At 74.5% G+C, this 25,812-nt stretch carries 28 protein-coding genes; 11 read left to right on the forward strand and 17 right to left on the reverse strand.

Features of this window, described 5'->3' with window-relative positions; genetic code table 11:
- Window positions 1-14: 14 nt before the first annotated feature.
- Window positions 15-596 (reverse strand): Uma2 family endonuclease, encoded by a 582-nt coding sequence (locus tag ACFXDE_RS24385; protein ID WP_380496896.1) that lies wholly within the window; start codon window positions 594-596, stop codon window positions 15-17.
- Between the two features lie 41 nt (window positions 597-637).
- The gene (locus tag ACFXDE_RS24390) at window positions 638-1,534 is read right to left on the reverse strand and encodes a TIGR03084 family metal-binding protein (RefSeq protein WP_380496898.1); all 897 of its coding nucleotides are present in this window, start codon (window positions 1,532-1,534) and stop codon (window positions 638-640) included.
- A 197-nt stretch (window positions 1,535-1,731) separates the two neighbouring features.
- On the opposite strand from ACFXDE_RS24390, the gene ACFXDE_RS24395 reads away from it, so the two are divergent.
- The gene (locus tag ACFXDE_RS24395) at window positions 1,732-2,520 is read left to right on the forward strand and encodes a LuxR C-terminal-related transcriptional regulator (RefSeq protein WP_380496899.1); all 789 of its coding nucleotides are present in this window, start codon (window positions 1,732-1,734) and stop codon (window positions 2,518-2,520) included.
- A gap of 81 nt (window positions 2,521-2,601) precedes the next feature.
- On the opposite strand, the gene ACFXDE_RS24400 is transcribed toward ACFXDE_RS24395, so the two are convergent.
- The 3 genes from ACFXDE_RS24400 to ACFXDE_RS24410 are packed head-to-tail and all read right to left on the reverse strand — an operon-like array spanning window position 2,602 to window position 5,504.
- Window positions 2,602-4,137, reverse strand: a complete 1,536-nt coding sequence (locus ACFXDE_RS24400) for an AMP-binding protein (protein ID WP_380496900.1) — start codon at window positions 4,135-4,137, stop codon at window positions 2,602-2,604.
- A 51-nt stretch (window positions 4,138-4,188) separates the two neighbouring features.
- Window positions 4,189-4,704, reverse strand: coding sequence for a MerR family transcriptional regulator (locus ACFXDE_RS24405; RefSeq protein WP_380496902.1), 516 nt, complete (start codon window positions 4,702-4,704; stop codon window positions 4,189-4,191).
- Window positions 4,705-4,736: 32 nt separating this feature from the next.
- Complete coding sequence (locus tag ACFXDE_RS24410; protein WP_380496903.1) at window positions 4,737-5,504, reverse strand: SDR family NAD(P)-dependent oxidoreductase; 768 nt, start codon at window positions 5,502-5,504, stop codon at window positions 4,737-4,739.
- Window positions 5,505-5,631: 127 nt separating this feature from the next.
- On the opposite strand from ACFXDE_RS24410, the gene ACFXDE_RS24415 reads away from it, so the two are divergent.
- Genes ACFXDE_RS24415 through ACFXDE_RS24425 form a run of 3 tightly spaced genes read left to right on the forward strand, consistent with a single transcriptional unit; the run spans window position 5,632 to window position 7,048 of the window.
- Window positions 5,632-6,093, forward strand: coding sequence for a group II truncated hemoglobin (locus ACFXDE_RS24415; RefSeq protein WP_380437435.1), 462 nt, complete (start codon window positions 5,632-5,634; stop codon window positions 6,091-6,093).
- A complete protein-coding gene (locus ACFXDE_RS24420; protein ID WP_380496904.1) occupies window positions 6,090-6,686 on the forward strand; it encodes a GNAT family N-acetyltransferase in 597 nt (198 codons plus the stop codon). Before ACFXDE_RS24415 ends, ACFXDE_RS24420 begins: the two co-directional genes overlap by 4 nt.
- Window positions 6,662-7,048, forward strand: coding sequence for a VOC family protein (locus ACFXDE_RS24425; RefSeq protein WP_380496905.1), 387 nt, complete (start codon window positions 6,662-6,664; stop codon window positions 7,046-7,048). Before ACFXDE_RS24420 ends, ACFXDE_RS24425 begins: the two co-directional genes overlap by 25 nt.
- Window positions 7,049-7,144: 96 nt before the next feature.
- Here the strand turns inward: ACFXDE_RS24425 and ACFXDE_RS24430 are convergent, their stop codons facing one another.
- A complete protein-coding gene (locus ACFXDE_RS24430; RefSeq protein ID WP_380437429.1) occupies window positions 7,145-7,540 on the reverse strand; it encodes a peptidoglycan-binding protein in 396 nt (131 codons plus the stop codon).
- 407 nt (window positions 7,541-7,947) lie between these two features.
- Between ACFXDE_RS24430 and ACFXDE_RS24435 the strand changes: the two genes are divergently transcribed.
- Window positions 7,948-8,595, forward strand: coding sequence for an NAD(P)-dependent oxidoreductase (locus ACFXDE_RS24435; protein ID WP_380496906.1), 648 nt, complete (start codon window positions 7,948-7,950; stop codon window positions 8,593-8,595).
- An 11-nt stretch (window positions 8,596-8,606) separates the two neighbouring features.
- Here ACFXDE_RS24435 and ACFXDE_RS24440 read toward each other — a convergent pair whose 3' ends face one another.
- Window positions 8,607-9,389 carry a dioxygenase gene (locus tag ACFXDE_RS24440; protein ID WP_380496908.1) on the reverse strand — a complete coding sequence of 261 codons (783 nt, stop codon included), beginning with the start codon at window positions 9,387-9,389 and terminating at the stop codon, window positions 8,607-8,609.
- A gap of 123 nt (window positions 9,390-9,512) precedes the next feature.
- On the opposite strand from ACFXDE_RS24440, the gene ACFXDE_RS24445 reads away from it, so the two are divergent.
- Window positions 9,513-9,989: a MarR family winged helix-turn-helix transcriptional regulator gene (locus ACFXDE_RS24445; RefSeq protein ID WP_380496909.1), complete on the forward strand. Its 477-nt coding sequence runs from the start codon at window positions 9,513-9,515 to the stop codon at window positions 9,987-9,989.
- Here the strand turns inward: ACFXDE_RS24445 and ACFXDE_RS24450 are convergent.
- The gene (locus tag ACFXDE_RS24450; protein WP_380496910.1) at window positions 9,955-11,601 is read right to left on the reverse strand and encodes a PucR family transcriptional regulator; all 1,647 of its coding nucleotides are present in this window, start codon (window positions 11,599-11,601) and stop codon (window positions 9,955-9,957) included. The two genes, ACFXDE_RS24445 and ACFXDE_RS24450, sit on opposite strands and share 35 nt — an antisense overlap.
- A 284-nt stretch (window positions 11,602-11,885) precedes the next feature.
- Between ACFXDE_RS24450 and ACFXDE_RS24455 the strand changes: the two genes are divergently transcribed.
- Window positions 11,886-12,338, forward strand: a complete 453-nt coding sequence (locus ACFXDE_RS24455) for a molybdopterin-dependent oxidoreductase (RefSeq protein ID WP_380437419.1) — start codon at window positions 11,886-11,888, stop codon at window positions 12,336-12,338.
- Window positions 12,339-12,375: 37 nt separating this feature from the next.
- Here the strand turns inward: ACFXDE_RS24455 and ACFXDE_RS24460 are convergent, their stop codons facing one another.
- Both ACFXDE_RS24460 and ACFXDE_RS24465 read right to left on the reverse strand, forming a co-directional pair.
- Window positions 12,376-12,795, reverse strand: coding sequence for a molybdopterin-binding protein (locus tag ACFXDE_RS24460; RefSeq protein ID WP_380437417.1), 420 nt, complete (start codon window positions 12,793-12,795; stop codon window positions 12,376-12,378).
- Between the two features lie 226 nt (window positions 12,796-13,021).
- Window positions 13,022-14,176 (reverse strand): hypothetical protein, encoded by a 1,155-nt coding sequence (locus ACFXDE_RS24465; RefSeq protein WP_380496911.1) that lies wholly within the window; start codon window positions 14,174-14,176, stop codon window positions 13,022-13,024.
- An 89-nt stretch (window positions 14,177-14,265) separates the two neighbouring features.
- On the opposite strand from ACFXDE_RS24465, the gene ACFXDE_RS24470 reads away from it, so the two are divergent.
- A complete protein-coding gene (locus tag ACFXDE_RS24470; protein ID WP_359974278.1) occupies window positions 14,266-14,784 on the forward strand; it encodes a GNAT family protein in 519 nt (172 codons plus the stop codon).
- A gap of 271 nt (window positions 14,785-15,055) precedes the next feature.
- Window positions 15,056-16,093: a sphingomyelin phosphodiesterase gene (locus tag ACFXDE_RS24475; RefSeq protein ID WP_380496912.1), complete on the forward strand. Its 1,038-nt coding sequence runs from the start codon at window positions 15,056-15,058 to the stop codon at window positions 16,091-16,093.
- Window positions 16,094-16,207: 114 nt separating this feature from the next.
- On the opposite strand, the gene ACFXDE_RS24480 is transcribed toward ACFXDE_RS24475, so the two are convergent.
- Window positions 16,208-17,236: a LacI family DNA-binding transcriptional regulator gene (locus ACFXDE_RS24480; protein WP_380496913.1), complete on the reverse strand. Its 1,029-nt coding sequence runs from the start codon at window positions 17,234-17,236 to the stop codon at window positions 16,208-16,210.
- Between the two features lie 168 nt (window positions 17,237-17,404).
- Between ACFXDE_RS24480 and ACFXDE_RS24485 the strand changes: the two genes are divergently transcribed.
- Complete coding sequence (locus tag ACFXDE_RS24485) at window positions 17,405-18,355, forward strand: DUF4436 family protein (protein ID WP_380496914.1); 951 nt, start codon at window positions 17,405-17,407, stop codon at window positions 18,353-18,355.
- Between the two features lie 44 nt (window positions 18,356-18,399).
- Here the strand turns inward: ACFXDE_RS24485 and ACFXDE_RS24490 are convergent, their stop codons facing one another.
- A complete protein-coding gene (locus ACFXDE_RS24490; protein ID WP_380496915.1) occupies window positions 18,400-19,578 on the reverse strand; it encodes an alpha-hydroxy-acid oxidizing protein in 1,179 nt (392 codons plus the stop codon).
- Window positions 19,579-19,688: 110 nt separating this feature from the next.
- Window positions 19,689-20,552: a MurR/RpiR family transcriptional regulator gene (locus tag ACFXDE_RS24495; protein WP_380496916.1), complete on the reverse strand. Its 864-nt coding sequence runs from the start codon at window positions 20,550-20,552 to the stop codon at window positions 19,689-19,691.
- Between the two features lie 62 nt (window positions 20,553-20,614).
- On the opposite strand from ACFXDE_RS24495, the gene ACFXDE_RS24500 reads away from it, so the two are divergent.
- Window positions 20,615-21,469, forward strand: a complete 855-nt coding sequence (locus ACFXDE_RS24500; RefSeq protein ID WP_380496918.1) for an EamA family transporter — start codon at window positions 20,615-20,617, stop codon at window positions 21,467-21,469.
- Window positions 21,470-21,504: 35 nt separating this feature from the next.
- Here ACFXDE_RS24500 and ACFXDE_RS24505 read toward each other — a convergent pair whose 3' ends face one another.
- The 4 genes from ACFXDE_RS24505 to ACFXDE_RS24520 form a co-directional block, all read right to left on the reverse strand.
- Window positions 21,505-22,278, reverse strand: coding sequence for a GNAT family N-acetyltransferase (locus tag ACFXDE_RS24505; RefSeq protein WP_380496919.1), 774 nt, complete (start codon window positions 22,276-22,278; stop codon window positions 21,505-21,507).
- A 211-nt stretch (window positions 22,279-22,489) separates the two neighbouring features.
- Window positions 22,490-23,584, reverse strand: coding sequence for a WD40/YVTN/BNR-like repeat-containing protein (locus ACFXDE_RS24510; RefSeq protein WP_380496920.1), 1,095 nt, complete (start codon window positions 23,582-23,584; stop codon window positions 22,490-22,492).
- Window positions 23,585-23,756: 172 nt separating this feature from the next.
- Window positions 23,757-25,199, reverse strand: coding sequence for a dihydrolipoyl dehydrogenase family protein (locus ACFXDE_RS24515; RefSeq protein WP_380496921.1), 1,443 nt, complete (start codon window positions 25,197-25,199; stop codon window positions 23,757-23,759).
- Window positions 25,196-25,642, reverse strand: a complete 447-nt coding sequence (locus tag ACFXDE_RS24520; RefSeq protein WP_380496922.1) for an OsmC family protein — start codon at window positions 25,640-25,642, stop codon at window positions 25,196-25,198. Before ACFXDE_RS24520 ends, ACFXDE_RS24515 begins: the two co-directional genes overlap by 4 nt.
- Window positions 25,643-25,812 lie beyond the last annotated feature (170 nt).

The raw sequence follows: 25,812 nt of genomic DNA on the forward strand, positions 1-25,812 counted from the left end.
AGTCCTCGGGCCACTCAGTCGGGGTAGCGCACGAGCCCGCTCAGGTCCAGGTCGAAGTCGAACGGCTCGGGGATGCGCATGCTGTCCCCGAACTTCCGGTCGTGCCGCGCGTGGTAGCGGTCGTGGTTCGGTTCGGAGAACAGCGTGACCGTGCCCTCCCGCGGGTCGACGATCAGGTAGAGCGGAATGCCCATCACCGCGTAGTCGCGGAGCTTGTCCACCCAGTCGTTCCCGGGGTTGGACGGCGAGACCACCTCGACCGCGACGAGCGCTTCCTCGGCGGGGGTGCTGTTGCCCGGCCGGGCCAGGGAGGCGATCGGAAGGTAGGTCAGATCAGGGCTGCGTCCCTTCGTCATGTCGGGGGTGGTCAGCGTGGTGTAGCCGCCGGGCACGTAGTCGTCCGGGGCATGGTGCTCGAACTGGCGCTGGACGAGTCCGAGGTTCAACTGGTGAACGCTGGAAGAGGCTGCCTGCATGACCAGCATGTCGCCGGACCATTCGACCCGGACACCGTCAGGGGCCGTGCGCAGCACCACCTTGACGAAGTCGCGGTGCCGCTCGTAGAAGCTCATGGTGCCGCCTCCGGGTATGTGCATTCGGCAAGTCGCAGTCTAGGCACAGACCCGCCCGGGGCCGTTCAGGCTCCGGTGCCGGGCTGCCGTCCCTTGCCGGGTGGGCCGGCGAAGACCTGGGCGATGGGGAGCCAGGCGGTGGCGGTCGGGCCGGTGGCGGTGAGGGCGAGGTCGTCGTGGTGGCGGCGCTGGGTGACCAGGAGGCAGAAGTCCAGTGCCGGGCCGCGCACCACGTCGGTGGCGTCGGCCGGGCCGAAGGTCCACGACGTGCCGTCGGGGGCGGTCAGTTCGAGGCGGACCGGGCTCTGCGGGGCGGGGCGGCCGTGCAGGGTGAAGGCGAAGCCGAGCGTGCGCAGGCCCAGGTGGGCGATGTGCCGCAGGCGGGCCGAGGGCTCGCGGGTCACCCCGAGGGCGTCGGCGACGTCCTGGCCGTGCGCCCAGGTCTCCATCAGGCGGGCGGTGGCCATCGAGGCGGGCTTCATCGGCGGGCCGAACCAGGGCAGCTTGACGTCGGCCGGGGTGGCGGCGAGCGCGGTGTGCACCGCGTCGCGTCCGGTGCGCCAGCGGGCGAGCAGGGCGGCGGGCTCCTCGGCGGCGCCCGCGACCGCGCCCTCGTCGACCGGGTCGCGGCCGGCCGCGAGGAGGTCGCCGAAGGCGGCGCCGGCGGCCGCGGTGAAGGCCTCGCCGTCGCGGGCGGCGCGGACCGTCCAGTCGTCGGTCCAGGCGAGGTGGGCGATCTGGTGCGCGACCGTCCAGCCCTCGGCGGGTGTGGGGCGGGCCCAGCCGGCCGCGGGGAGGTCGGCCACCAGCGCGTCCAGGACGGCGCTCTCGGCGCCGAGGTCGGCGAGCAGGCCGCGCAGGACGTCCTGCGGGCCGTCCTGCGGGCCGTCCTGTGGGGCGTTCTGCGGGACGTCCTGTGGGACGTCCTTCGAGGCATCCTGCGGGGCGTTCGGATCCGTCATCGGTTCCCCTTCCTCCGGTCCCGGCGCATTACCCGCCGGTAATCCACGGTCACGGCCGCACCCTACGCCGGGGGCGGCCACCACGCCCGCCACTCCGCCGAATCAACGCTGCCGGACCCGCACACCGGAACCCTCGCCAGCGCCCGTGCCGCGTGTGACAATCTCGCGATGCACGCGATGCGAAGGGCAGTCTCGCGATGACAGGGGCCGTGGAGACCCTCACCGCCGCGCCCCCGGACGACCCCGGGCTCGGGGCGCGCGCCGCCGAGTTGGTCAGGGACGCCGTGCTAGGCGACCTCGCCCGCCGGGTGGTGGCGGAGTGCGGTGCCGACGTCGGCCTGGTGGGCGTGCCGGAGCCGTTGCCGGTGGCGCTGCCGGGGCACCGGGCGGGCGAGGACGGATTGGTGCTGCGGCACTGGGCCGGTACCCGGGCGGACCTGCTGCACGACCGTCCCGTCCCGGCCGGCACCGGACTGGGCGGGCGCGCGCTCGCCGAGCGGGCTCCCAGCTGGGTGCCCGACTACCGGGCCGCCACCACCATTTCGCACCACCACGACGCGGCCGTCAGCGCCGAGGGCCTGTACGCGATGCTCACGGTGCCCCTGCTGCACGGCGGCACCGTGCACGGCGTGGTGTACGCCTCGCTGCGCGCCGTCGTGCCGTTCGGGGACGTCAGGATCGCGGCCGTCGGCGAGCTGGCGGCGACCGCCACCCGGGCGCTCGCCGGCGCCGCCGCCTGGAGCCGCGCGGAGCCCGGCCCCGCCGGGAAGGACCGGGCTGCCGCCCCCGCACGACCCCTGACCCCGCGCGAGCACGAGGTGCTGCGCTGGGCGGCGACCGGCCGGACGAACCCGGAGATCGCCGCCCGGCTGGGGCTGACCTGCAACACCGTGACGGGCTACCTGAAGTCCGCCATGCACAAGCTCGGCGTCCGCAACCGGACCGAACTCGCCGTGGCGGCCAGGGAGTCGGGACTGCTCGGCTGACCCGGACCGCCCGCGACCCCGCCGACCCGGTCGGCCTGCCCGCTCGGTCGACCAGCCTGCCCGCTCGGTCGGCCTGCCTGCTCAGTTGACCTGCCGGTCCTGCCCGCTCCAGTACGGCTCGCGCAGCCGGAACTTCTGCAGCTTCCCGGTGGCGGTGCGCGGCAGTTCGTCCCGGAACTCCACGGAGGTGGGCGACTTGTAGCCGGCCAGCCGCTGCTTGCAGTGCGCGATCAGCTCGGCCGCGGTGACGCCGCCGTGCCCTTCCCGGAGCACCACCAGCGCCTTGACGGTCTCGCCCCACTTCTCGTCCGGCACGCCGATCACCGCGGCCTCGGCCACCGCCGGGTGGGCGTAGAGGCAGTCCTCCACCTCGATCGAGGAGACGTTCTCCCCGCCGCTGATGATGACGTCCTTCTTGCGGTCGGAGATGGTGAGGTAGCCGTCGGTGAGGAAGCCGCCGTCGCCGGTGTGGAACCACTCGTCCCGCAGGGCCTCGGCGGTCGCCTCGGGCTGCTGCCAGTAGCCGTCCAGGACGGTGTTGGAGCGGACGAGCACCTCGCCGGACGGGTCGACCCGCAGCTGGGTGCCGAGGGAGGGGGCGCCGGCCTGCACGAGCTTCTCCGCCCGTTCGGCGGCGGGCAGGGCGTCCCACTCGGCGCGGGTGCGGTTGACGGTGACCACCGGGGAGGTCTCGGTCAGGCCGTAGAGCTGCATGAACTCCCAGCCCAGTTCGGCCTCGACGCGCTGGACGACGGAGGTGGGCGGCGGGGCGCCGGCCACGATCATCCGCACCCGGTCGCGTCCTGGCACCGGGCCGTCCCAGTCGGCCGCCGCGTCCAGCACCATCTGGACGACCGCGGGCGCGCCGCACAGGAAGGTCACGCCGTGCCGGTCGATGCGGCGCAGGATCTCGGCGCCGTCGACCTTGCGGAGCACGATGTGCTGCGCGCCCAGGCCGGTGAGGGCGAACGGCAGCCCCCAGCCGTTGGCGTGGAACATCGGCAGGGTGTGGAGGTAGACGTCGCGGTCGCTCGCGCCGTAGTGCAGGCCCATGGTCGTCGCGTTGAGCCAGATGTTGCGGTGGGTGAGCTGAACGCCCTTGGGGCGGGCGGTGGTTCCGCTGGTGTAGTTGATGGTGGCGGTGTCGTTCTCGGAGATCGCGTACCGGCGGGGGGAGTTGTCGAAGTCGTAGAGGACGGCGTCGCTGTCGGCCCCGATCACGAACTTGTGCTTGGCCACCACCCCGTGCAGCGCGTCGGCGAGTTCGGGGTCGACGAGCAGGACGGAGGCGCCGCTCTGCTCGACGATGTACGCCACCTCCTCGGCCTTGAGCCGGAAGTTCACCGGCACCAGTACCCGGCCGTACCCGCTCACCCCGAAGAAGGAGGTGAGCAGCCGGGCGGAGTTGTGCGACACGATCGCGACCCGCTCGCCCGGCCCGACGCCGAGCCGGTCCAGCCCGGCGGCCTGGGCCCGGGCCAGCTCGGCGATCCGGCGGTAGTCGAGCTCGCCCCAGGGGGCGGCCGGCTGCACGGGTTCGTCGACGATCCCGACCCGGTCGCCGTAGACGAGCTCGGCCCGGTCGAGGAAGTCCATCACGGAGAGTGGAATCTGCATGCGCCCACTGTCCTCTCCGGACCGCTCCCTGCACACCCCCGATCGGGGGTGTCACCCGTCCGAACGCGACCCTGCGGCCGTGGTGCTGACGGCCGTGGCGCCGACGGCCGTGTTCCCCGTGACTGCGTTGCCCGCCACCGTGTTCCCCGCGACCGCCTTGCCCGCCACCGTGTTCCCCGCCACCGCGTTCCCCGCGACCGCCTTGCCCGCCACCGCGTTCCCCGCCGCCTCCAACGCGGCGAGCAGCCGGTCCCTGGCCTCGGTCTGGGCGGCGATCCGCCGTTCCAGGACGGCCAGCCGGTCGCGGGCGATCCCGAGGACCCGCGCGGACGGCGGCTGTGCCATGACGTCGCCGTCCAGGCAGCCCAGGAGGGGCCGGAGGTCGTCCAGGGTGAGCCCCGCGCCGAGCAGTGCGCGGATGTTGCGCACCCGGACGGCGTCGGCCTCCCCGTACTCGCGGTAGCCGTTCGGCGTGCGCCCGGCGGTGAGCAGCCCGGCCTGTTCGTAGTGCCGCAGCGCGCGGGCCGTCGTGCCGGTCAGCTCGGCCAGTTCCCCGATCCGCACCACGCACCGCCCCCGATGGCTCCGCCCGTCGCGCGTCATCCCACGAGCGCGCCCCCGTCGACCGACAACACTACTCCGGTGACGAACGACGCCTGCGGCTCGGCCAGTTGAACGATCGCCCAGGCCACCTCCGCCGGTCGGCCGATCCGGCCCAGCGGGGTGTGCGCGATCTGCCACGCGCGGACGGCGGCGCGCTGCTCGGGGCCGAACGCCGCGTGCTCGCCGATCGGCGTGTCGATCGCCCCGGGCGCCACCGCCACGACCCGGATGCCGCGCGGCGCCAGTTCGACCGCCCAGCTGCGGGTCACCGTCTCCAGTGCGGCCTTGCTCGCCGCGTACACCGCGTTGGACGGCCACCCGCGCTGCCCGACGGCGGTGCTGACGTTGACCACGACGCCCCGGCTCGCCGCCAGCGCCGGCACCGCGGCCCGCCCGAGCAGGACGGGGGCGACGAGGTTGGTGGCGAGCAGCGCCTCGACGCCCGCCCTGTCGTGGTCGCCGACGGCCTGCCCGGCGCGCACGATCCCGGCGTTGTTGACCAGGACGTCCAGCCGACCGTACCGCTCCACCGTCTCCGCGACGATCGCCTCCGGCGCGTCCGGGCCGGTGATGTCGGCGGCCAGCGGCCGGATCAGCCCGGGGTGGGTCGCGGCGGTCCCGGCGAGCGGCTCCGGCCGCCGTCCGACCGCCACCACCCGCGCGCCCCGGGCGGCGAACGCCCGCGCCGTCTCCCGTCCGATCCCCGTTCCGGCCCCGGTGACGAGGACGACGCGCCGCTCCACTGCTTCCTCTTCGGTGTTCATGCGCCCACCCTCCGACCCTGACGCCAACGACAACGTCAAGCGCGGAATGCGGAGAACCGCCGAGGAGTTGTGCCGGACCTGCTAGGAAAGTCCCGACGCACGGTCACCACCACAACGGGGAGCACCAATGAGCGACGACCAGCGGCCCGACAGCCTCTACGAGGCCGTCGGCGGCATCGAAGCGCTGCGCAGACTCAGCAACACCTTCTACGAGGGCGTCCTCGCCGACCCCCTCCTCGCACCCGTCTTCGAGCACTTCACCACCACGCACATCGAGCACGTCGCCGTGTGGCTGGCGGAGGTCTTCGGCGGCCCGGTCCGCTACACCGAGGAGCTCGGCGGCCACCAGTCGCTGCTCCGCGCCCACCTCGGCCTCGCCATCACCGAGGAGCAGCGCCTGCGCTGGATGGAGCTGATGGCCGCCGCCGTCGGCAAGGAGCTCCCGGACGACGAACTGCTGCGCCGGCGGGTGCTGGAGTACTTCGACTGGGGCACGAGGATCGCCGAGGACGTCTCGGCCTCTCCGGCCGGCACCGACCTCGGCGACCCGGGCCCGACGCCCCGCTGGGGCTGGGAGGGACTGCGGTGACCCTCGCCCCCACCGCCCTCCCGGCGGTGGGCGGTCTGCTGCTGCGCCCCTTCGAGGACGGGGACGCCCCCGCGCTGGTCGAGGCCTACCGGGACGAGACGCTGCGCCGCTTCACCCGCGTCCCGGTGGACGACGCCGACCAGGCCGCGCGCTGGCTGGAGCTGCAGCACCGCGGCTGGTCGGAGGGCACCCGCTACAGCTTCGCGGTCCTGGACGCGGACGGGGCCGACCTGGTCGCCAACGTGGTGCTCAAACGCGGCACCCCGGGCGGCGAGGGGGCGGAGGTCGGCTACTGGACGGCCGCCGCCGCCCGCGGCCGGGGCGTCGCACCACGCGCGGTGGAGGCGCTGACGGCCTGGGCGTTCGCCGCGTTCGCCGACGAGGGCCTGGCCCGGATCGACCTGCTGCACCAGGTGGACAACGCCGCCTCGTGCCGCGTGGCGGAGAAGAGCGGGTACGCGTTCCGGGAGGTGCTGACGGCTCTGCCCCCGGAGTTCCCGCTCGACGGCCACCGGCACTCCAGGAATCGGCTGGACGGATTCGAACGGCCGGGGCCAGAGTGGGGGGCATGGCTTCTCTGGTACGACACGTGACGATCGATTGTGCTGACCCGTACGCTCTGGCGGGCTTCTGGGCCGAGGTGCTGGACGGCACCCTCGGCAAGGACGACAACCCCGGGGACCCGGAGGTGCTGGTGGAGTCCGCGGGGGCTGCGCTGCTGTTCATCCGGGTGCCGGACGGCAAGTCGGTGAAGAACCGGATCCACTTCGACCTCCAGCCGCAGGACCGCTCCCGGGAGGAGGAGGTCGAGCGACTGCTGGCCCTGGGCGCGCGGATGGTCGACGACCGCCGCACGGCGGACGGGCGCGGCTGGGCCGTCCTCTCCGACCCCGAGGGCAACGAGTTCTGCGTCGAGCGCAGCCAGGCCCAGCGCGTCGCCACCGGCGAGGCCTGATACCGGTCGAGATACCGGTCGAGGCTGGTTCCGCACCGTGCGCACGGTGCGGAACCAGCCTCGGTCAGCCGCTCATCGCCGGGGAAGTGGCGACGGTCAGCCGGGGATCTGGCTGTTGCAGTTGCTCATCCACGAGCCCAGGACCTGCTGGGTGTTGTAGTCGCCCGAGCCGTGCGCCGCACGGTAGGAGTTGTAGATGTCGGCCTTGATGTCGCCGCCGGTCAGCGGGCCGACCTGGCCGTCCTGCTGCAGGTTGCTCTTCGAGCCCTGGTACGCGTACACCGCGTTGTAGGTGTTCTGGCCGAACTGGCCGTCGACCGACAGGCCGGCGTTGTCGAGGTAGTTCATGGCCTGCTGGACGCACACCACCGGCTGACCGGTGGAGCCCCACTGGATCAGGGACGCGGCGTTGGCCGTGCCGACCGCGAGGCCGAGCGCGGCGCCGGCGCCGATGGTGAGGGTGGCCGCACGAAGTGCCCACTTCTTCTGCATGTCGAGTCTCCTCAGTCGCACAAGTCGCATGGGGAACAGGAGCGTTGTCGCGTCGCTCCGGTCCCTTCGATCGTGCGCCGTCACGTCCGTGCGGACCAGGCCTTGCGGCGGGGTTGGCCGAAAGCCCGTAAGGCGGCGGGGAGTTCCCGTGCGGCGTCGCGTCCGGCTCGGTGGAAGGGCGCCGACCGGCCGACCGGTCGGTTAATTTCGACAGTGGTCGACGTATTGGCCTGGAGTCATCCGAAGTCTTTACCGACCGCCCGGCCGGGTTCGGGTCCGCGGCGGAATTCCGGCCTCCGCCCGGGCTGTCGCGACGCTCCCCGGCGCCCGGTTGGCCGATAATCGCCGATGCTTGACGGAATGTCAGGACACCGCACACCGCCACCGAACGGACAGGCAGGTACCCCATGGCCACAATCGCCGTGATCGGCGCAAACGGCACCATCGGCAGCGCCGTCGTCGCGGAGGCGCGGGCGCGCGGGCACGAGGTCGCGGCGGTGGTGCGCGATCCGGGCCGGTACCGGGGCGACGCGGCGGCCGTCGAGCGCGGCGACGTACTGGACCCGGCGGACGTGGCCCGGGTCGCGGCCGGGCGGGACGTCCTGGTGAGCGCCGTGGGCGGCGGCGACGGGCCGGGGCACGCCGCGCTGATCGAGCCCGCCGCCCGGTCGCTGGTCGAGGGCCTGCGCGCGCTCGGCGGCGCCGCGCCGCGGCTGATCGCGGTCGGCGGGGCGGGCAGCCTGGAGACCGCGCCGGGCGTGCGGGTCTGGGACGCCCCGGGCCTGCCGGGGCCGGTCCTGCAGATCATGCACGCGCACGGCGAGGCCCTGGACTTCTACCGGACGGTCTCCGACGTCCGCTGGACGGTGCTCAGCCCGGCCGCCGAGATCGGCCCGGGGGAGCGGACCGGCCGCTACCGGACGGGCCTGGAGCAGCTGCTCGCCGACGCGGCCGGCCGTAGCCGGATCTCGGTGCCGGACTACGCGGTCGCCCTGGTCGACGAGATCGAGCAGCCCGAGCACATCGGCGAGCGCTTCACCTGCTGCGCGCTGTGAGACCCCGGCGGCTACCCGAGCTGGATCGAGCGCTTCGCGAGCCCCATCCAGAAGCCGTCGATCACGCTGCGCTGGCTGTCGAGGTCGGCCTCGCCGGCGCCGAGCGTGACGAACAGCGGCGCGAAGTGCTCGGTGCGCGGGTGCGCCAGCTTCCCGGCCGGGGCCTTGTGCTCGAAGTCGAGCAGCGCGTCGAGGTCGTGCGCGGCGAGCGCGCGCCGGCCCCAGTCGTCGAACTCGGCCATGACCGAGCTGATCCGTCCGTCGTTGCTGAGCGCCCGCAGGTTGTGGGTGAAGAAGCCGCTGCCGACGATCAGCACGCCCTCGTCGCGCAGCGGGGCGAGCCGGCGGCCGATCTCCATCAGCCGCTGCGGGTCGAGCGTGGGCAGGGAGATCTGGAGGACGGGGACGTCCGCCTCGGGGTACATCTCGACGAGCGGGACGTAGGCGCCGTGGTCGAGGCCGCGGTCCGGGATGTCCTGGACGGGCGTGCCGGGGGCGCGCAGCAGCTTGCGCACGCGCTCGGCGAGCTTCGGCGCGCCGGGCGCGGCGTACTGGACCCGGTAGTAGTGCTCGGGGAACCCCCAGAAGTCGTAGACCAGCGGCACGGTGTCGACGGCGCCGAGCGCGAGCGGGGCCTCCTCCCAGTGCGCGGAGACCATCAGGATCGCCTCGGGGCGGGGGAGGTCGGCCGACCAGGCGGCGAGCTGGCCGGGCCAGACCGGGTCGTCGGCGAGCGGCGGCGCGCCGTGCGAGAGGTACAGGGCGGGCATGCGCTCGGGGGCCGCGGTGCTCATGGCGACTTCCTCTTCCTCGATCCGGCTCGATCCGGCTCGATCCGGGATAGTTCAAATTTGAACCTCTACCGACCGACGGTACACCTTCGTTCGAATTTGAACAACGGGAGTAGGCTGAGCCCCATGTCCGCACCCCGTGAGCCCCGCTGGCTCGACGAGCACGAGATGGCCGCCTGGCGGGGTTTCGTCGTCGCGAGCAACCTGCTCAACCGCCGCCTGGAGCGCCAGCTCAAGGAGGACTCCGGTCTCTCGCACACCCAGTACGAGATCCTGGTGCACCTCTCCGCCGCCCCGGCCGGCTCGCTGCGGATGACCGAGCTGGCCGAGAAGCTGGTCACCTCCAAGAGCGGCCTCACCTACCAGGTCACCCAGCTGGAGCGGATGGGCCTGGTCGGCCGCCGCTCCTGCCCGAGCGACGTGCGCGGCGTGATGGCCGAACTCACCGACCGGGGGCGCGAGGCGGTCCGCCAGGCCGCACCCGGACACGTCGCCCTGGTCCGCGAGCTGCTGATCGACGTGCTCACCCACGAGCAGCTCGCCGTCCTCGCCGAGGGGCTGGGCGAGGTCAGCGCCCGGCTGCGGCTCGACGACGTCCCGTAACCACCGGATCGGAGCCCCGGGCCGTGCCGGCGCCGGCACCCGTGCCGGCACCCGCGCCCACGGCAGTCCCCGCCCCTGACCCCGTCCCCGATCCCTGTGCCGGGACCGTGGCCGGCTCCGGGGCGCACAGCAGCGCCGCCCGCAGGTCGAGCCGGTCGTGGAGGCGGGCCAGGTTGCGCCCGGTCAGCTCCTCGATCCGGCGGATCCGGTAGTGGACGGTGTTCACGTGGATGTGGAGCTGTTCCGCCGTCCGCGCCCACGAGCCGTCGTGGTCCAGGAACACCGCGAGCGTGCCCAGCAGGGAGACGCCGTTCTCCCGGTCATGGGCGGCCAGCGGTGCCAGCAGCCGGGTGTGGAAGGCCGCCGTCACCTCCGCCGGGATGCCGCGCAGCAGCCCGGCCAGCGAATCGAGCTCGACCGCGCTGGCGACCGGTCCGGCCGAGCCCTCCAGCACGTAGCGGGCCTGCACCAGGGCCGCCCGCAGGGCCGCGGGGTCGGGCGGCGCGGCCGGGCCGACCCCGACCCGCAGGGCGCGCCGCCCGGTGAGCCGGGCCTGGAGGCCCGGCCGGGCCCGGCGCAGCCGCTCGGCGACCCGCTCGGCCGGCGCGGCCACCAGTGCGGCGGCCCGGCCGGCCCGGTCCGTCCCGGCCGCGAACGGCATGCCGAGCGGGTGCAGCGCCTCGGCCAGCGCGTGCGCGGCCCAGGCGGCCGGTGCGCTGCCGTCGCCGTCCGGTTCGGCCCGTGCGTCGTCGATGCGGGCGGTGACCGTCACCAGCGCCCGGGCGTCGCCCAGCTCGCAGGCCGCGAGCGGCTCGGCGAGGCCGCCGTCCCCGGCGAGGGCGTCCAGCAGCCGTCCGGCGGCCCTGTGCCGGGCGTCGGCGGCGGCGCGGTCGCGCACGGCGAGCGGGGCGAGCAGGTCGGCCAGCGCGCGCAGCATCGGTTCGGCCGCCGCGGCCCGGGTGTGCGGGCGCAGCCGCCAGCCGTCGAACGGCGAGCCGTCCTGCGGGCCGACCGGCAGTCCGGCGTCGCCGCGCACGACGGACGGCACCGGGGCGGCGGTGGCGGCGACGGGCCGGCCGCCCGCGGTGGCGATCGAGCAGTCCGGCACGCCGAGCCGGCCGACCGCGTGCGCCAGCACCTCGCCGGGCTCGGCGCCCGCGTGGATGAGGTCGAGCAGGTCGTGCCGGACGGTCTCCGGGATGGCCGCGGTGTCCTGCGAGCCGGCCCGCAGGTCGCCCCAGAGCCGCAGGTAGACGCGGTCGGTGACGGCGCGGAAGCTGGTCCCCACGGGCACCGCGAGCAGCGGGATGCCGTGCGTGCGGCAGGCCTCGGCGAGGCTGTCGGGGATGCTGCCGTGGGTGCCCTCGCCGGCCAGCAGGGCGGCCACGCCGGCGCTGCGCAGCGCGGTCGCGAAGCGCAGCGCGCCGGTGGCATCGGCGGGCCGCCACCAGACCAGGCCGGTGAGCACGAGCTCGCCGGGCTGGAGGTAGCGGGCCGGGTCCTGGAGGTCGGTGGAGCTGATGCCGGTGACCGGGCGGTCGAGGAGGTCCGGCGTGCCCCAGGCCAGCCGGATGTCGAGGTCGTCGAGGTGCAGCAGGTCACCGACGATCATTTTTCGCCGCCTCTCGCATTTGCAAGCTTCACATTCGCATGGGCATCGTAAATGCAAGCGGCGGAAGGGTGGTTCTTCTCGTGGGATCATCCAGTGCGGGCGGTGGCGGCAGGGTGTGGAACCGGCCGTCCGGACGATTGCAGTTGCTGGCCCTGAGGCGCATCATCCATCGCAGATGCGGCTGAAATGTTCCTTTCATCGCCGCATGTGCGAATGCCACGGATCCCGTTCGGGTACTCCTCCACCCGGGCTGCGGCGGCGCGGCCCGGGAGGAGGGCGAGCACATGACCCCGGCGAGACCCACCGTCCGGCTGCACGGGCACCTGGACCGGCCCGCCGAGCTGACCGTCGACGAGCTGCGCACCCTCCCCGCGCACCGCGTCGAGGTGAGCTTCGACTGCCGGACGGAGGGCGAGCAGCGCCACGGCTACGAGGGCCCGGCCCTGTGGGACGTGCTGCGCGCGGCCCGGCCCCGGATCGACTTCAGCGGCCGCAAGCAGCGGCTGCGCTTCCTGCTGTCGGTCGGCGGCGCGGACGGGCACCGGGCGGTCGTCTCCTGGGCCGAGATCGACCCGGACTTCGGCGGCCAGGAGATCCTGCTGGCCACCAGCATGGACGGCGCCCCGCTGGACGCCGCGGGCCCGCAGCTGGTCGTCCCGGACGACCACTGCGGAGCCCGCTACGTCAGCGGGGTCACCGACGTCTGGCTGGGCCCGCTGGGCGAGTCCGCGTCCTGAGGAAGCGCCGGACGGTTGCGCCCCGGGTGGCGGCCGCTCAGGCGGTCGCGAGCGAGATCTCGGTCGACTTGATCAGGGCCACGACCGACGAGCCGGCCGCGAGGCCCAGGTCGGCGGCGGCGTCGGCGGTGATCGCGGCGGTCAGCGCGCCGCCCGCGACGTCGACCTTGACCCCGGCCATCGCACCGCCGGTGGCGACCTCGGTGACCGTGCCGGGGATCTGGTTGCGGATGCTCAGTCCGGCGACCGGACCGGTGGCCAGGGCGACCTCGGTGGACTTCACGAGGGCCTGGACGGAGCTGCCCGCACCCAGCCCGAGGTCCTTGACGGCGTCCACGGTGACCGCGGCGGTGAGCTCCTGGCCGGAGTCGAGGCGGACCTTGACGGTGGCCATCACCTCACCGGTCGTGACGGAGCTGACGGTGCCGGGCAGCTGGTTGCGGATGCTGAGGCTCATGAGGGGTGCCTTCCGATCGTGCCCCCCGGGCGGGGGCGGGGGAGTTTCCGGCCGTGTCCAATCCCCACCTTACCGATCGGAAAACCGCAGGTCAGGCCGGGTTTGACGGTCCCTCTGGCGGCCCATCGCAGCTGCCAGGACGATCACCTCCGAGCCCTCGCATCCGCCGCCCCGGGCCCGGTTCGGCGTTCGAACCGGGCCCGGGGCGACGACGGTGCGTCGCGCGCTACATGACCTGCTTCCGCGCCGCCTTCGGCCGGAGCTCCGGCGCCAGCGGCTGTGCGCCGGAGCGCTGGACGGCCGTGCCACGGGCGAGGTCGAAGGCCGCCACCGGGTCCTCGGCGTCGGTCCACGGCGTGCTGCCGCACCACGGGCCGATCGCCCGGAACTGCTCCAGGGCGACGTCGTACAGCTCCGCCTGCATCGCGTAGTGCGCGAGCCGGTGCCGCAGCACCGGCATGCGCTCGTCGTCCGGCCGCACCTGCGCCAGGGCCTGCGCGACCCGCCGCAACCGGGCCTTGCCGTCGCCGCTCGCCAGCACCGGCGCGTGGGTCTTGCGCTTCTCCAGCTCGCTCAGCGCGTGCAGGTAGATGCCGGGCAGCGGGCTGCCGGCCGGGGCGGTGTCCATCGCGCGCTCGGCGAAGGCCGTCATCTGCTCGTCCGAGCCGAACCACTTGGCGCACCAGTACTGCATGCCCTGCCAGTGGGCCTCGTAGTGGTGCGGAGCCCGCTCGGCCAGTCCGCGCCACAGCTCCTCGAACTGCTCCGGCTCGTACTGCGCACCGCGCGCCGTGGTCACCATGACCACCCAGGGCGCCGGGTTGGCCGGGTCGAGCAGTGAGGCCCGCTTGGCCGCCTCGATGGCGGCGGGCAGCATCGAGCGGAAGGCGTTCATGTCCTCCTCGGGCACCTCGTGCGCGTACTTGGTGCCGCGGATCGCCCACGCCGCGTGGACCATCCGGTTGGCCTCCAGCGTCGCCGCGTCGCAGTTGCCCGGGTCGGCCGCGCGCCAGGCCTTCAGCCAGCCGTCGTCCTCGCCGGCGATGGAGTCCAGCAGCGACAGCCGGGTCCAGCGTTCGTCCCAGTCCTGCCCGGCGGCCGCGACGTACGCGGCGGCCGGCTTCCAGTTGCCGCTCCAGGCGGCGTCGGCTACCGCCTGGGACTCCTTGCGGTGGTGCGGGGCGCGCGGCGGGCCCGAGCGCCGGGGGTCGAGCCGGTCGCGCGGGACGAGTCCGTAGGCCGCCGCGTCGTAGTCGATCCGTGCCGGTGCCGGTGCCGGTGCCGGTGCCGCGGCCTCGGGCCGCGCGGTCCGGGACTTCAGGGCCTTGCTGATCACCGTGGAGACGGCGATGACCAGCAGGAGGAGGATGAGGTGTGTCACGGCGGAGCATCATCCCTGGTCGCGGGGGGTGCGGGCAACGCCCTTCAAACCACTCGCCCGACGCCCGTTTCCGTGCCAACATGCCGCATATGGGGACGATCCTGCACGGCACCCTCGTCACGCTCAGGCCCGCCACCGGGGACGACATCCCGGCGCTGGCGGCGATCCGCGGCACGCCCGAGGTCTACGCCCGCTGGCGCGGCGGCGAGGACCTCGTGGACGAGGTCGCCACCGACCTCGAATCGCCCGACACCGAGACGCTCGCCGTGGAGCTGGGCGGCAAGGTGGTCGGGGCCATCCAGTGGTACGCGAACAACGACGACGACTACCGCCACGCCGGCATGGACCTCTACCTCGACCCGGGTGTCCACGGCCTCGGCCTCGGCACGGACGCGGTCCGCACCCTCGCCCGGCACCTCGTGCGCGACCACCACTACCACCGGCTGATCATCGACCCGGCCGCCGACAACGCCGCCGCGATCCGCTGTTACGAGAAGGTCGGCTTCCGGCCCGTCGGCACCATGCGCCGCTACGAGCGCGGCCCGGACGGCACCTGGCACGACAACCTCCTGATGGACCTGCTGGCGGAGGAACTCGTCGACGGCTGACGGGCCGTGCGGCCGTCGACGGGGCGTCAGCCGGCGGTGGTGCAGCGGGCGGCGCGGCTCGGCGGACGTGCAGGGGCCGCAAGGATGTGGCGTGCAGGAGCCCAAGGATGTACAGACATCTCGTCGTACATCTGGTCAGGGCTGTACAGACATCTCGCGTTCTTCCCGATGTACCGGGCAGTAGCTACCGTTCCGCTGCCATCCCCGAGCGGCCGTGACCCCTTCGGCCGCCGGGATCCGCAGGGTAGACGAATCCCCCAGGAGAACGCCCATGCTCTCGCGTCGCACGGCCACCGCCCTCACCTCGGCGGCCGCCGCCGCACTGCTGCTCGGCGGCACCGCCCCGACGGCCGTCGCCGGCACCCAGGCGGCCCCGGCCACGCTGTCCGTCTTCGCCTTCAACGTCGACCTCGGCACCGCCGTCGTCGACAGCACCCAGAACGAGCAGGCCGCCCGCCGCACCCCGGTGATCGAGCAGATCGTCCGTCAGCACGACGCGGACGTCGTGATCCTGGACGAGCAGTTCAACAACAGCTCGACCGCCGACATCAACGCCAAGCTCGCCGACCTCTACCCCTACCGCACCCCGGTGGTCGGCCAGACCTGCTCCGGCGGCGGCTGGACCGGCATCAGCGGCAACTGCTCCAGCTCGTGGTTCGTCATCAACGGCGGCACGATGATCCTCTCCAAGTACCCGATCACCGCCCAGTACGCCCACGTCTTCAGCAACTCGACCTACGGCACCTGGGACTACCACGCCAACAAGGGCGCCGCGCTGGTCCGGGTGAACAAGAACGGCTCCACCGCGTGGGTCGTCGGCACCCACCTCCAGGCCGACGAGTCGGACACCTCCACCGACACCACCCAGGCCACCCGGCTCGGCCAGCTCGGCGAGATCCGTAGCTGGGTCAACGGCATCGCCGGCACCGGCGCGCCGGTCCTGATCGGCGGCGACCTCAACGTCGAGTACTTCCACGGCCAGGCCCGCGGCGACTACGCCAACGCCCAGTACGCGGTGGACGGCGTCCTCGGCACCCCGGCCACCGACCCGAACCAGACGCTCAACACCATGGACTGCCCGGCCTCGGCCTGGTGCCAGTACATGTCCGGCGTCGAGACCTTCCCGAAGGACTACCGGGACGACCTCGACTACATCGGGTACCTCAACGCCCCCGGCCGTCCGGTGCCCTCCGCGATGTCCACCGTGCGGGTCGACTTCGACCCGCAGGCGGGCTGGACCCCGGGCCAGGTCGACACCAACGCGCCGAGCGACCACTACCCGGTCGAGGCCACCTTTCAGCTGAACTGACCACCGTGCCTGGGGAGTTCCCCGCCCGCACGCCCCCTCCGGCGGTCGCCCATCGGCCGCCGGACGGGCTCGGGCCGGACGGGCTCAGGCCGGACGGGCTCAGGTCGGGCGGGCTCAGGCCGGGCCGGACGGGTTCGGGCAGCCGCACGAGCGGCGCAGCACCAGCCGGGCCGGGAACGTCCGCGCGCCGGTGACCCGCCCCTCGGCGCCGCCGAGCACCAGGTCCACCGCGGCCCGGGCCATCTCCTCCTGTGCCGTCCCGACGGTGGTCAGCGCCGGGCCGGCGATCACCGCCTCCGCGATGTCGTCGAACCCGGCCACCGCGAGCTCCTCCGGCACCCGTATCCCGAGGTCGTCGGCGGCCCGCAGCAGGCCTATCGCCTGGTCGTCCGTCGCGCAGAACACGGCGGACGGACGGTCCGGCCGGGCCAGCAGCCGCAGCGCCTCGGCGTGCGCGCGCACCCGGTCGAAGGGCGCGGGGACGAGCCGGCCCTCGGCGGGGATCCCGGCGTCGGCCAGTGCGGCGGCCCACCCGACGGTGCGGGCGGAGACGGGGTCGGCCGGGCTGAGCGAGAAGGTGCCGCCGAAGCAGTGCACCCCGGCGTGCCCGTGGCCGAGCAGGTGGCGGACCACCTCGGCGGCGCCGCCCTCGTCGTCCGCGACCACGGCCACGCCGCGGGCCGTCTCTGCGCGGTGGTGCAGGAGCACGACGGGCGTCCCGTCGGTCGCGTCGAAGCCGCTGACGCCGGGGCCGGCCGGGTCCTGGGTGACCAGGACCAGACCGTCCACCTGCATGCCGAGGAAGGCGCGGATGTAGTGCGCCTCGCGCTCGTCCGCGTAGTCCGAGTTGCCGATCAGCAGCAGCCGGCCGCGCTCGGCGGCGGCCTGCTCGACCTGGTGGGCGAGGCCCGCGAAGAAGGGCTGGCGGGCGTCCGGGACGACCATCCCGATCAGGTCGGTGCGCTGGCGCGCCATGGCCTGCGCGACCCGGTTGGGCCGGTACCCCAGCTCCTCGACGGCCGCGAGCACCTTCGCGCGCGTGGCCGGTGCCACCGGACGCGGCCCGTTGTTGATCACATAACTCACGACGGCCGTGGACGTCCCCGCCGCCCTCGCCACATCGTCCCGCGTCACCCTTGCCATGCCAGCGAGCCTACACACCGCCTCGGACAGTGACCTTTCCGTGATCGGGGGGAGATCCGCCCGCCCCGGTAGGGTGAATTCCGCTTGCGGGCCGTGACGCCCGGCGCCGAGGGTGGCGGGACGGGGGCGTCCGCCCCCGCGCCACTCGACCGCCCCGCGAGGAGGCCGATGAACGCGTCGCCGCGCCTTCCGGGCCGTCCGCGGCGACCGGGCCGGCCCCGGGTGCGGATCCACGCCCGGTCCCGGGCCGCCGTCGAGCCGCCGGCCCGGACCCCGCGGGTGCGGCCGTGGCGGCCGGTCGTCGTCGTGGCGCTGATCGCGGCGCTGGTGGCGGCCGGGATCGGCCTCTACTTCGACGAGCGGTCGAGCCGTGAGCAGCCGCAGGCCGTCGGCAGCGCCACCACGCAGGACTTCCTGGAGCTGGACGTCGTCCTGCAGCGCGTCGACGCGACCGCCCTGACGCTGGCCGCCAAGGTCCTCGTCCAGCCGCACGGCGGCCTGGCGGCGCCGAACGGCCCGCTCGTGCCCGCCCAGGACGTGGTCGTCGAGACGACCTCCCTGGAGCAGGCCGCGCTGAAGTACCCGGCCAACCAGCAGATCAGCTTCAGCACGGTGGCGTTCAACCTGACCGACGGGCGGCTCTCGGACTACCCCTTCGACAGCTACCGCGCGCCGATCGGCTTCCGGGCGACCGTCGGCGGTCGTCCGGTGCCCGTCGTGCTGAACGTCCAGGAGGCGGACCCGTTCTTCGCCCTGCGCCGGAGCGGCCAGGAGAGCGGGGACGGCGCCGTGGAGGTCACCGAGCGGATCAGCCGCTCGCGCAGCACCTTCATCCTGGCCTGGTTCATGATCATCGCGATGTGGGCGCTGGGCCTGTCCGCGCTGGTCGCCGCCTTCCTGATCGTGCGGCAGCGGCGCGGGCTGGTCTGGCCCGCCCTGGGCTGGATGGCGGCGACGCTGTTCGCCCTCGTCGGCATGCGCAACGCGGCGCCGGGCGGTCCGCCGATCGGCTCGCTGCTGGACTACTCGGCCTTCTTCTGGGCCGAGGCGCTGGTCACCGCGAGCCTGACGATGGTGGTGGTCCGGGGCGTCCGGGTGGAGGGCCGGCACCCCACCTGACCGGCACCCCGCCTGACCGGCCCCGCGCCCGCCGCGGCAGGGCCTCACAGCCGCCGCAGCGCCCCCTCCGCCCGCAGGTCGGCGATCGTGGGGTAGCCGTCCACCGCCATGATCAGGTCGGCCTCGGCGAGGATCGAGCGCAGCACGTGCACGATGCCGTCCGTGCCGCCGAGCGCGAGCCCGTAGGCGTACGGGCGGCCGACGGCGACCGCGGTGGCGCCCAGCGCGAGCGCCTTGACCACGTCGGCGCCGGTCCGGACGCCGGAGTCGAACAGCACCGGCAGCCCGTCGGCGGCCTCGACGACGCCGGGCAGCGCGGCGAGCGCCGGCAGTCCGCCGTTGGCCTGCCGGCCGCCGTGGTTGGAGCAGTAGACCGCGTCCGCGCCGCCGTCCTTCGCGCGGCGGACGTCCTCGGGGTGGCAGATGCCCTTGAGCACGATCGGCAGCTCGGTGATCGAGCGCAGCCACGGAAGGTCGTCCCAGGTCAGCGGGTTGCCGAAGACCTGCGTCCACTCCAGGACGGCGGCCCGCGGATCGGCCTCGGGCGGGTTCGCCAGCCGGGCGCGGAAGACCGGGTCGGAGGTGTAGTTGGCGAGGCAGTGGCCGCGCAGCTGCGGGAAGTTGCCCGTCGCGAGGTCGCGGGGGCGCCAGCCGGTGATCCAGGTGTCGAGGGTGACGACGATCGCCTTGAACCCGGCGGCCTCGGCCCGGTGCACGAGGCTCTCGGCGAGCGCGCGGTCGGTCGGGGTGTAGAGCTGGAAGAAGCCCGGGGTGTCGCCGAACCCGGCGGCGACGTCCTCCATCGGGTCGACGGACAGCGTGGAGGCGATCATCGGCACACCGGTGCGGGCGGCGGCGCGGGCGGTGGCGAGGTCGCCGTGGCCGTCCTGGGCGCACAGGCCTATCACCCCGACCGGGGCCAGCAGCAGCGGCGACGGCAGGGTGAGGCCGAACAGGTCCACCGTGAGGTCCCGCCGGGCGGCGCCGACCATCATGCGGGGCACGAGCCCGTAGCGCTCGAACGCGGCGGTGTTCGCCCGCTGCGTGGTCTCGTCGCCGGCGCCGCCCGCGACGTAGGAGCGCACCGAGGGCGCCAGCGCGGCCTGCCCGCGCTCCTCCAGGTCGGAGGGGGAGAGGGGCAGGGCGGGGAGGACGCCGAAGAGGCCGTCGAAGTAGATCTCGTTCTGGTAGTCGCCGAACTGCGCCTTGGCGTTCACGTCCACGCGCTCTGCCGTCCTCTCGGAACCGGGGCAAGGGGCCGGGGCCGGCCACCCGCTCACCGTGCCCGGGCGGCGGCCGGATTTCCAGACCCCGGGCGCGCGTGGCCGGACGCTCAGTACAGCTGGCGCCCCATGACGTCGGCCGACAGCTCCAGCGCCCGCTCGGCGCGCGGGCCGCGCACCGCGAGCAGGGTCGCGGTGAGGGCGTCGACGACGGCCAGGTGGGCGATCCGGCTGGCGGTCATCTCCAGCCCGAACACCAGGTCCTGCCCGCCCGCGAGGAGGGTGTGGGTGGCGGTTTCGGTGAGCGGGGAGCGGGCGTAGCTGGTCAGGGCCAGCACGGCGGCGCCGGCCTCGCGGGCGCGGCGGGCCGCCTCGACGACGACGGGCGTGGCGCCGCCGTGGCTGACGACCAGGCAGACGCCGGTGGGCGTGAGCTGGGCCGCGGCGATCTGGGCGGTGAGCGAATCGGCCGGGGCGTCGACGGCCAGGCCGAGCGCGCGCAGCCGGTAGGCGAGGTCGAGCGCGATGGCGCCGGAGATCCCGGAGCCGGCCAGGAGCACCCGGTCGGCGCCGTCCAGCAGCTCGGCGGCGGCCCGCAGGTCGGCCGGGGTGACGGTGGCGGCCACGCCGTCCAGGGCCTCCCGGGCCGCGCCCAGGGCGTCGGCGAGCGCGCGGGCGGCCGGATCCCGCAGGTCGGCCGGGGCGGGGGCCGGGCGCGGGGCCTGCCGGGCGGCGGCGATCTTCAGCTCCTGGAAGCCGCGGAAGCCGAGCCGCTGGCACGCCCGCACCACCGAGGACGGTGCGGTGCCGGCCAGCTCGGCGACGTCGCTCACGCTGAGGTGCACGAGGTCGGCGCCGCGGTCGAGGACGACCCGGGCGACGCGTGCCTCGGTGCCGCGCAGGTCGCCGAGCCGGGTGCGGATCAGTGCGGCCAGCTGGGACTCCAGCGGAGAAAATTCGGAACGCTCTTCCATGAATCCAGTGTACCGTGGAATTCCGTTCCAAGCCTGATGCTTCGTCGGAGGGGAGTCCCGCCATGCCGGAATCCGCGTCGGCCGTGCCCGTCGTCGTGCTCGCCGCGGCACTGCTGCACGCCGTCTGGAACGGTCTCGCGCACCGGATCCCGGACAAGCTGGTCGGCTTCGCGCTGATCAACCTGACGTACACCGCGTGCGCCGTCGTCCTGGTGCTGCTCAACCCGCTGCCGGCCGCCGCCAGTTGGCCCTACCTGCTGGCCTCCACGGTGGTCCAGACGGTGTCCACGGTGCTGCTCCTGCGGGCCTACCAGCTGGGGGACTTCGGGCAGATGTACCCGGTCGCGCGCGGATCGGCGCCGCTGCTGGTGGCGCTGATATCCGTGGCCGTGCTGGGCCGGCACCCGGGCGCGGGCGAGCTGGTGGGAGTCGCGGTGATCTCCTGCGGCCTGATCGGGCTGGCCTTCGCCAAGGGGGTGCCGGGGCGGGCGCAGCTGCCCGCGCTGGGGGCCGCGGCGGGCACCGGGGTGATGATCGCGCTCTACACCGTGCTGGACGGCAGCGGGGTCCGGCACGCCGGCACGGTCGGCGGCTACGTGGCCTGCCTGTTCCTGCTCCAGGGGCCGGCGCTCGTGCTGGTCGTGTGGCTGCGGCGCGGCCGCTCGCTGCTGGTCGGGGTCGGCCGGGTGGCGCCGCTCGGCATCGTGGGCGGCGTGCTCTCGCTGACGGCCTACGGGCTGGTGGTGTGGGCGCAGTCCCGGGGGGACCTCGCGACGATCGCGGCGCTGCGGGAGACGAGCATCGTGATCGCCGCGCTGATCGCCACGGCGGTGTTCCGCGAGCGCCTGGGCCGGCTGCGGCTGACGGCCAGCGTCACCGTGCTGGCCGGGATCGTGGTGCTGGAGCTGGCCCGGTGACGGGTCGCCGGGGGCACGGCGGCGGCCGGTGGCGGTCAGCCGGCCGCCGGGGCGCCGCCCGGCACGATCACGGTCAGGGCCGTGTGCACCAGGGCGAAGCCGAGCCGCTCGTACACCCGGCGGGCCGGGTTGCCCTCGGTCACGGTCAGCTGCACCTCGGCGAGCCCGCGGCGGGCGCAGTCCGCGACGGCCCGGCGCAGCAGGTCGGTGCCGAGCCCGGGGTAGCCGCGCCCGGGGTGGCGGAAGACCTCACCGACCCACGGCACACCGGCCCAGTCGGTGAGCACGACGCCGCCCACCACCCGGTCGTCCGCGTCCACGGCGAGCACACTGGCGGGCAGCACGGGCCCGATGGCCGTGCCGGCGAGCAGCGGGGCGAGCCGTTCGGCCAGCGCCCGGCGGTCGTCGCCCGCGAACCGGTCCACGTGTCCGGGGGCGAACGCGGCCCGCCACGCGTCGAACAGCTCCTCGGGCGCGCGGTCGCAGGGCGCCGCCCGCAGGCCCTCCCGCAGTGGCGCGTCCGTCCAGTCGGCGGGCGGCGGGTCGGCCACCAGGTCGCGCCGCAGCGAGTGGGCGTGCCGCAGCGGCGTGGCGCCGCGCGCCAGCAACTCCCGGCCGAACTCGGCGGATCCGGAGACCGCCCACCCCGGCATGGTGTCGCGCACGAACTCCACCGGGTCCACCCCGCCGGATCCGTCGAGGACTTCGAGCAGGTCGGCCCACGGCAGGCCCTCCCGCTCGCCCCGCCGGTACCGCACCACCGGCACCCCGTCGGAGGTCCGCCCGATCACCCAGTCCGTCTCCGCCACGCCTGCCCCATCGTCGAGATCGTTCGTGTTCCGGCCATACTGACCAGCCCGGACGACCGGGGGCAACGGTTTGTTCCGAACACAGGCTTCGTGCAGGCCCTCTGCCGGCCTCGTACCGGCGTCCTACCGGCCCCGTTCCGGCCGCGTACCAGCCCCGTTCCGGCCGCGTGCCGGCTCCGTTCCGGTGTTCCGGGCCGACGGCGGCCCTGCGTCAGGAGATCACGGCCGCGCGCACGCACAGCACGTCGGGCAGGTGGGACTTGAGCAGCGTCCAGCTGTCGCCCTCGTCGTGGCTGGCGTACACGTCACCGGTGCGGTTGCCGAAGTAGATGCCGGCCGGGTCGGCGTCGTCGGTGCGCAGGGCGTCGCGCAGCACGATGCCGTAGTGGTCCTCGCCGGGCAGGCCGTCGGCGAGCGGCTGCCAGCTGTCGCCGGCGTCCTCGGTGCGGAAGACCCGGCAGCGGCGGCCGGGCGGGATGCGGTCGCCGGAGCCGCCGAGCGGGAACAGGTAGGCGGTGTCGCCGCGGCGCGGGTGCGCGGCGATCGCGAAGCCGAATTCGGCGGGCAGCCCGTCGACGATCGTCCGCCAGCTCGCGCCCCAGTCGTCGCTGCGGTACACACCGCCGTGGTTCTGCAGGTAGAGGCGGTCGGGGTGGACCGGGTCCGGGGCGATCTTGTGGACGCACTGGCCGAACTCCGGGTACTGGCTCTCTTCGGGGAAGAACTCGGCGCGCAGACCGGTGTTGGACGGCTCCCAGCTCTCGCCGCCGTCCTTGCTGCGGTAGACGCCGCCGCTGGAGACGGCGACCAGGAGCCGCTGCGGGTCGCGCGGGTCGGTGAGGATGGTGTGCAGGCCCTGGCCGCCGTAGCCGGCGCCCCACTGGGAGCGCTGCGGGTGGTCCCACAGGGCCCGGACGAGGGCGAAGGTCTCGCCCCCGTCCTCGGAGCGGAACAGCGCGGCCGGTTCGGTGCCCGCGTACACGACGCCGGGTGCCTCGGGCCCGGCGGGCTGGAGCTGCCAGACCCTGGTGAGCGAGGCGCCGGTGTCCTCGGGGAAGCGGATCGCGGGCTCGGCGGGCTCGTTCCAGCTGGTGCCGAGGTCGTCGGAGCGCCACACCGACGGGCCCCAGTGGCTGCTGTCGGCGCCCACCAGCAGCCGGGCGCGGCCCTCGCGGCGGTCCACGGAGACGGAGTAGATCGCGTTCATCGGGAAGTGCGGCCCGCTGAACTCCCAGCTCAGCCGGTCGCGGCTGCGGCCGAGAAAGAGGCCCTTCTCGGTTCCGACGGCCAACAGCAACTCGGTCATGCCAACACACCACCTGGTCACGAGAAACCGCCCCCCGGGACGTCCCCCGACTGCCAGTCTCCCGCCGTCCACCCGAGGTCACATCTCGCCGCGCCGAGCAGCGCCGAGCGGTGCCGGGCAGCGCCGAGCCGGTGACCTCGGGGGACGGCGGACGGAGGACGGGATCAGGCGCTCAGCCCCGGCAGCCCTCCAGGAGCCGCAGCCACACCTCGCTGATCGTCGGGTACGCGGGCACGGCGTGCCAGAGCCGGTCGATCGGCACCTCGCCGACCACCGCGACGGTCGCCGAGTGCAGCAGTTCGGCGACCGCGGGGCCGACCAGGCAGGCACCGACCAGCACCTGACGATCCAGGTCGAACACCACCCGGGCCCGGCCGCGGTAGTCGTCGCCGTACAGCGAGGCCCCGGCCACGGCGCCGAGGTCGTGATCGACGGCCTTGACCCGCAGCCCGGCCCGCTCGGCCGCCGCCAGGGTCAGGCCGACGGCGGCGACTTCCGGTTGCGTGAAGACGACCTGCGGCGCGCCGGCGCTGTCGGCCGACGCGGCGTGCGCGCCCCAGCGCGAGGTGTCCAGCTCACGCCCCTTGGCCCGGGCCGCGATGGCCGCGCCGGTGATCCGCGCCTGGTACTTGCCCTGGTGGGTGAGCAGCGCCCGGTGGTTGACGTCCCCGGCGGCGTAGAGCCACTCGCCGGGCACACCGAGCACCGTGCAGCTGTCGTCCACCTCCAGCCAGTCGCCCGGCTTCAGCCCGACCTGCTCCAGGCCGATGTCCGCGGTGCGCGGGGCCCGCCCGGTCGCGTACAGCACCTCGTCGACGCTCAGCCGCTCGCCGTCCGACAGCGTCAGCACGACCGGTCCGGAGCCGTCCGCCCGTTCCAGCGCGGTGACCTCCACCCCGAACCGGACGTCCACCCCGGCCTCGCGCAGGCCGTCGCCGACGAGCTCGCCCGCGAACGGCTCCATCCGCGGCAGCAGCCCGCCGCCGCGCACCAGCAGGACGACCTCCGCACCCAGTGCCCGCCACGCCGTCGCCATCTCCACGCCGACCACCCCGCCGCCGACCACCGCGAGGCGCCCGGGGACGGCGGGGGCCCCGGTGGCCTCCCGGTTGGTCCACGCCCGGGCCTCCGCCAGCCCCGGCACCCCGGCCGGCAGCACCGGGCGGCTGCCGGTGCACACGGCGACGGCGTGCCGGGCGGTCAGCACCCGCTCGCCGCCGTCCTCCGCCTCGACCGTCACGGTCCGTGCGCCGGCCAGCCGGCCGTGGCCGCGCACCAGCTCGATGCCGGTGTCGCGCAGCCACTTCACCTGGCCGTCGTCCCGCCAGTGCGAGGTGAAGGAGTCCCGCCGGGCCAGCACCGCGGCCGCGTCGAGCCGCCCCTCGCCGACGGCCTCGCGCGAGCCGGCCACCGCGCGGGCGTCGGCGAGCGCCGCCGCCGGGCGCAGCAGTGCCTTGCTCGGCATGCAGGCCCAGTACGAGCACTCGCCGCCGACCAGTTCGGCCTCGACGATCACCGTGCGCAGTCCGGCCGCGACCGTCCGGTCGGCCACGTTCTCGCCGGTCGGCCCGGCGCCCAGGACGATGACGTCGAACTCCTCGGGCGTGGTGGTCATGCGCGGTCCTCCGTCGTGTCGATGGTCACCCCGGACCCCAAGGCCAGCGTGACGGGCGTGCGCTCGCAGATGTCGAGCAGTCGGGCGCGCTGCGCTTCGTCGAGCGCCCCGGAGAGCGCGACCCTGCGGGTGATCCGCCCGCGCGCTCCGTTCGTCTCGTACCCGAGCCTGACCCGGACCGTATCCAGCGGCCACTCCTTGCGCTCGGCGTACATCCGCAGGGTGATCGCCGTGCACGAGCCGAGCGAGGCAAGGAGGAGGGCGAACGGTTCCGGGCCGCTGTCCGAGCCGCCGCGCCGCGCCGGCTCGTCGGCGGTCAGCGGGTGGGTGCCGGCCTTGACGTCGACGTGGTACGGCGCGTCTGTGGCGCTCCCGGTGACGACGGTGGTGGTGACCCGCTTGAACTCCGGCTCGGTGGTGGTGCCGGCGGGCTGTTCGCTCATGGGCGGTGCTCGCTCTCCGCTCGGGTCCGGTCTCCCTGCCGGACCGGCGCCGGACCGCGTGCCCGGCGCCGTGCCCATCCTGCGCCGACGCCCGCCGTCCGCGCAGGCGAACACGCGGACGGCGGGCGATCGAGCAGACGGTCGAGCAGGTGGACGCGCGGCGCCGGGGG

It is taken from the genome of Kitasatospora sp. NPDC059408 (assembly GCF_042751525.1).
Classification (GTDB): Bacteria; Actinomycetota; Actinomycetes; order Streptomycetales; family Streptomycetaceae; genus Kitasatospora.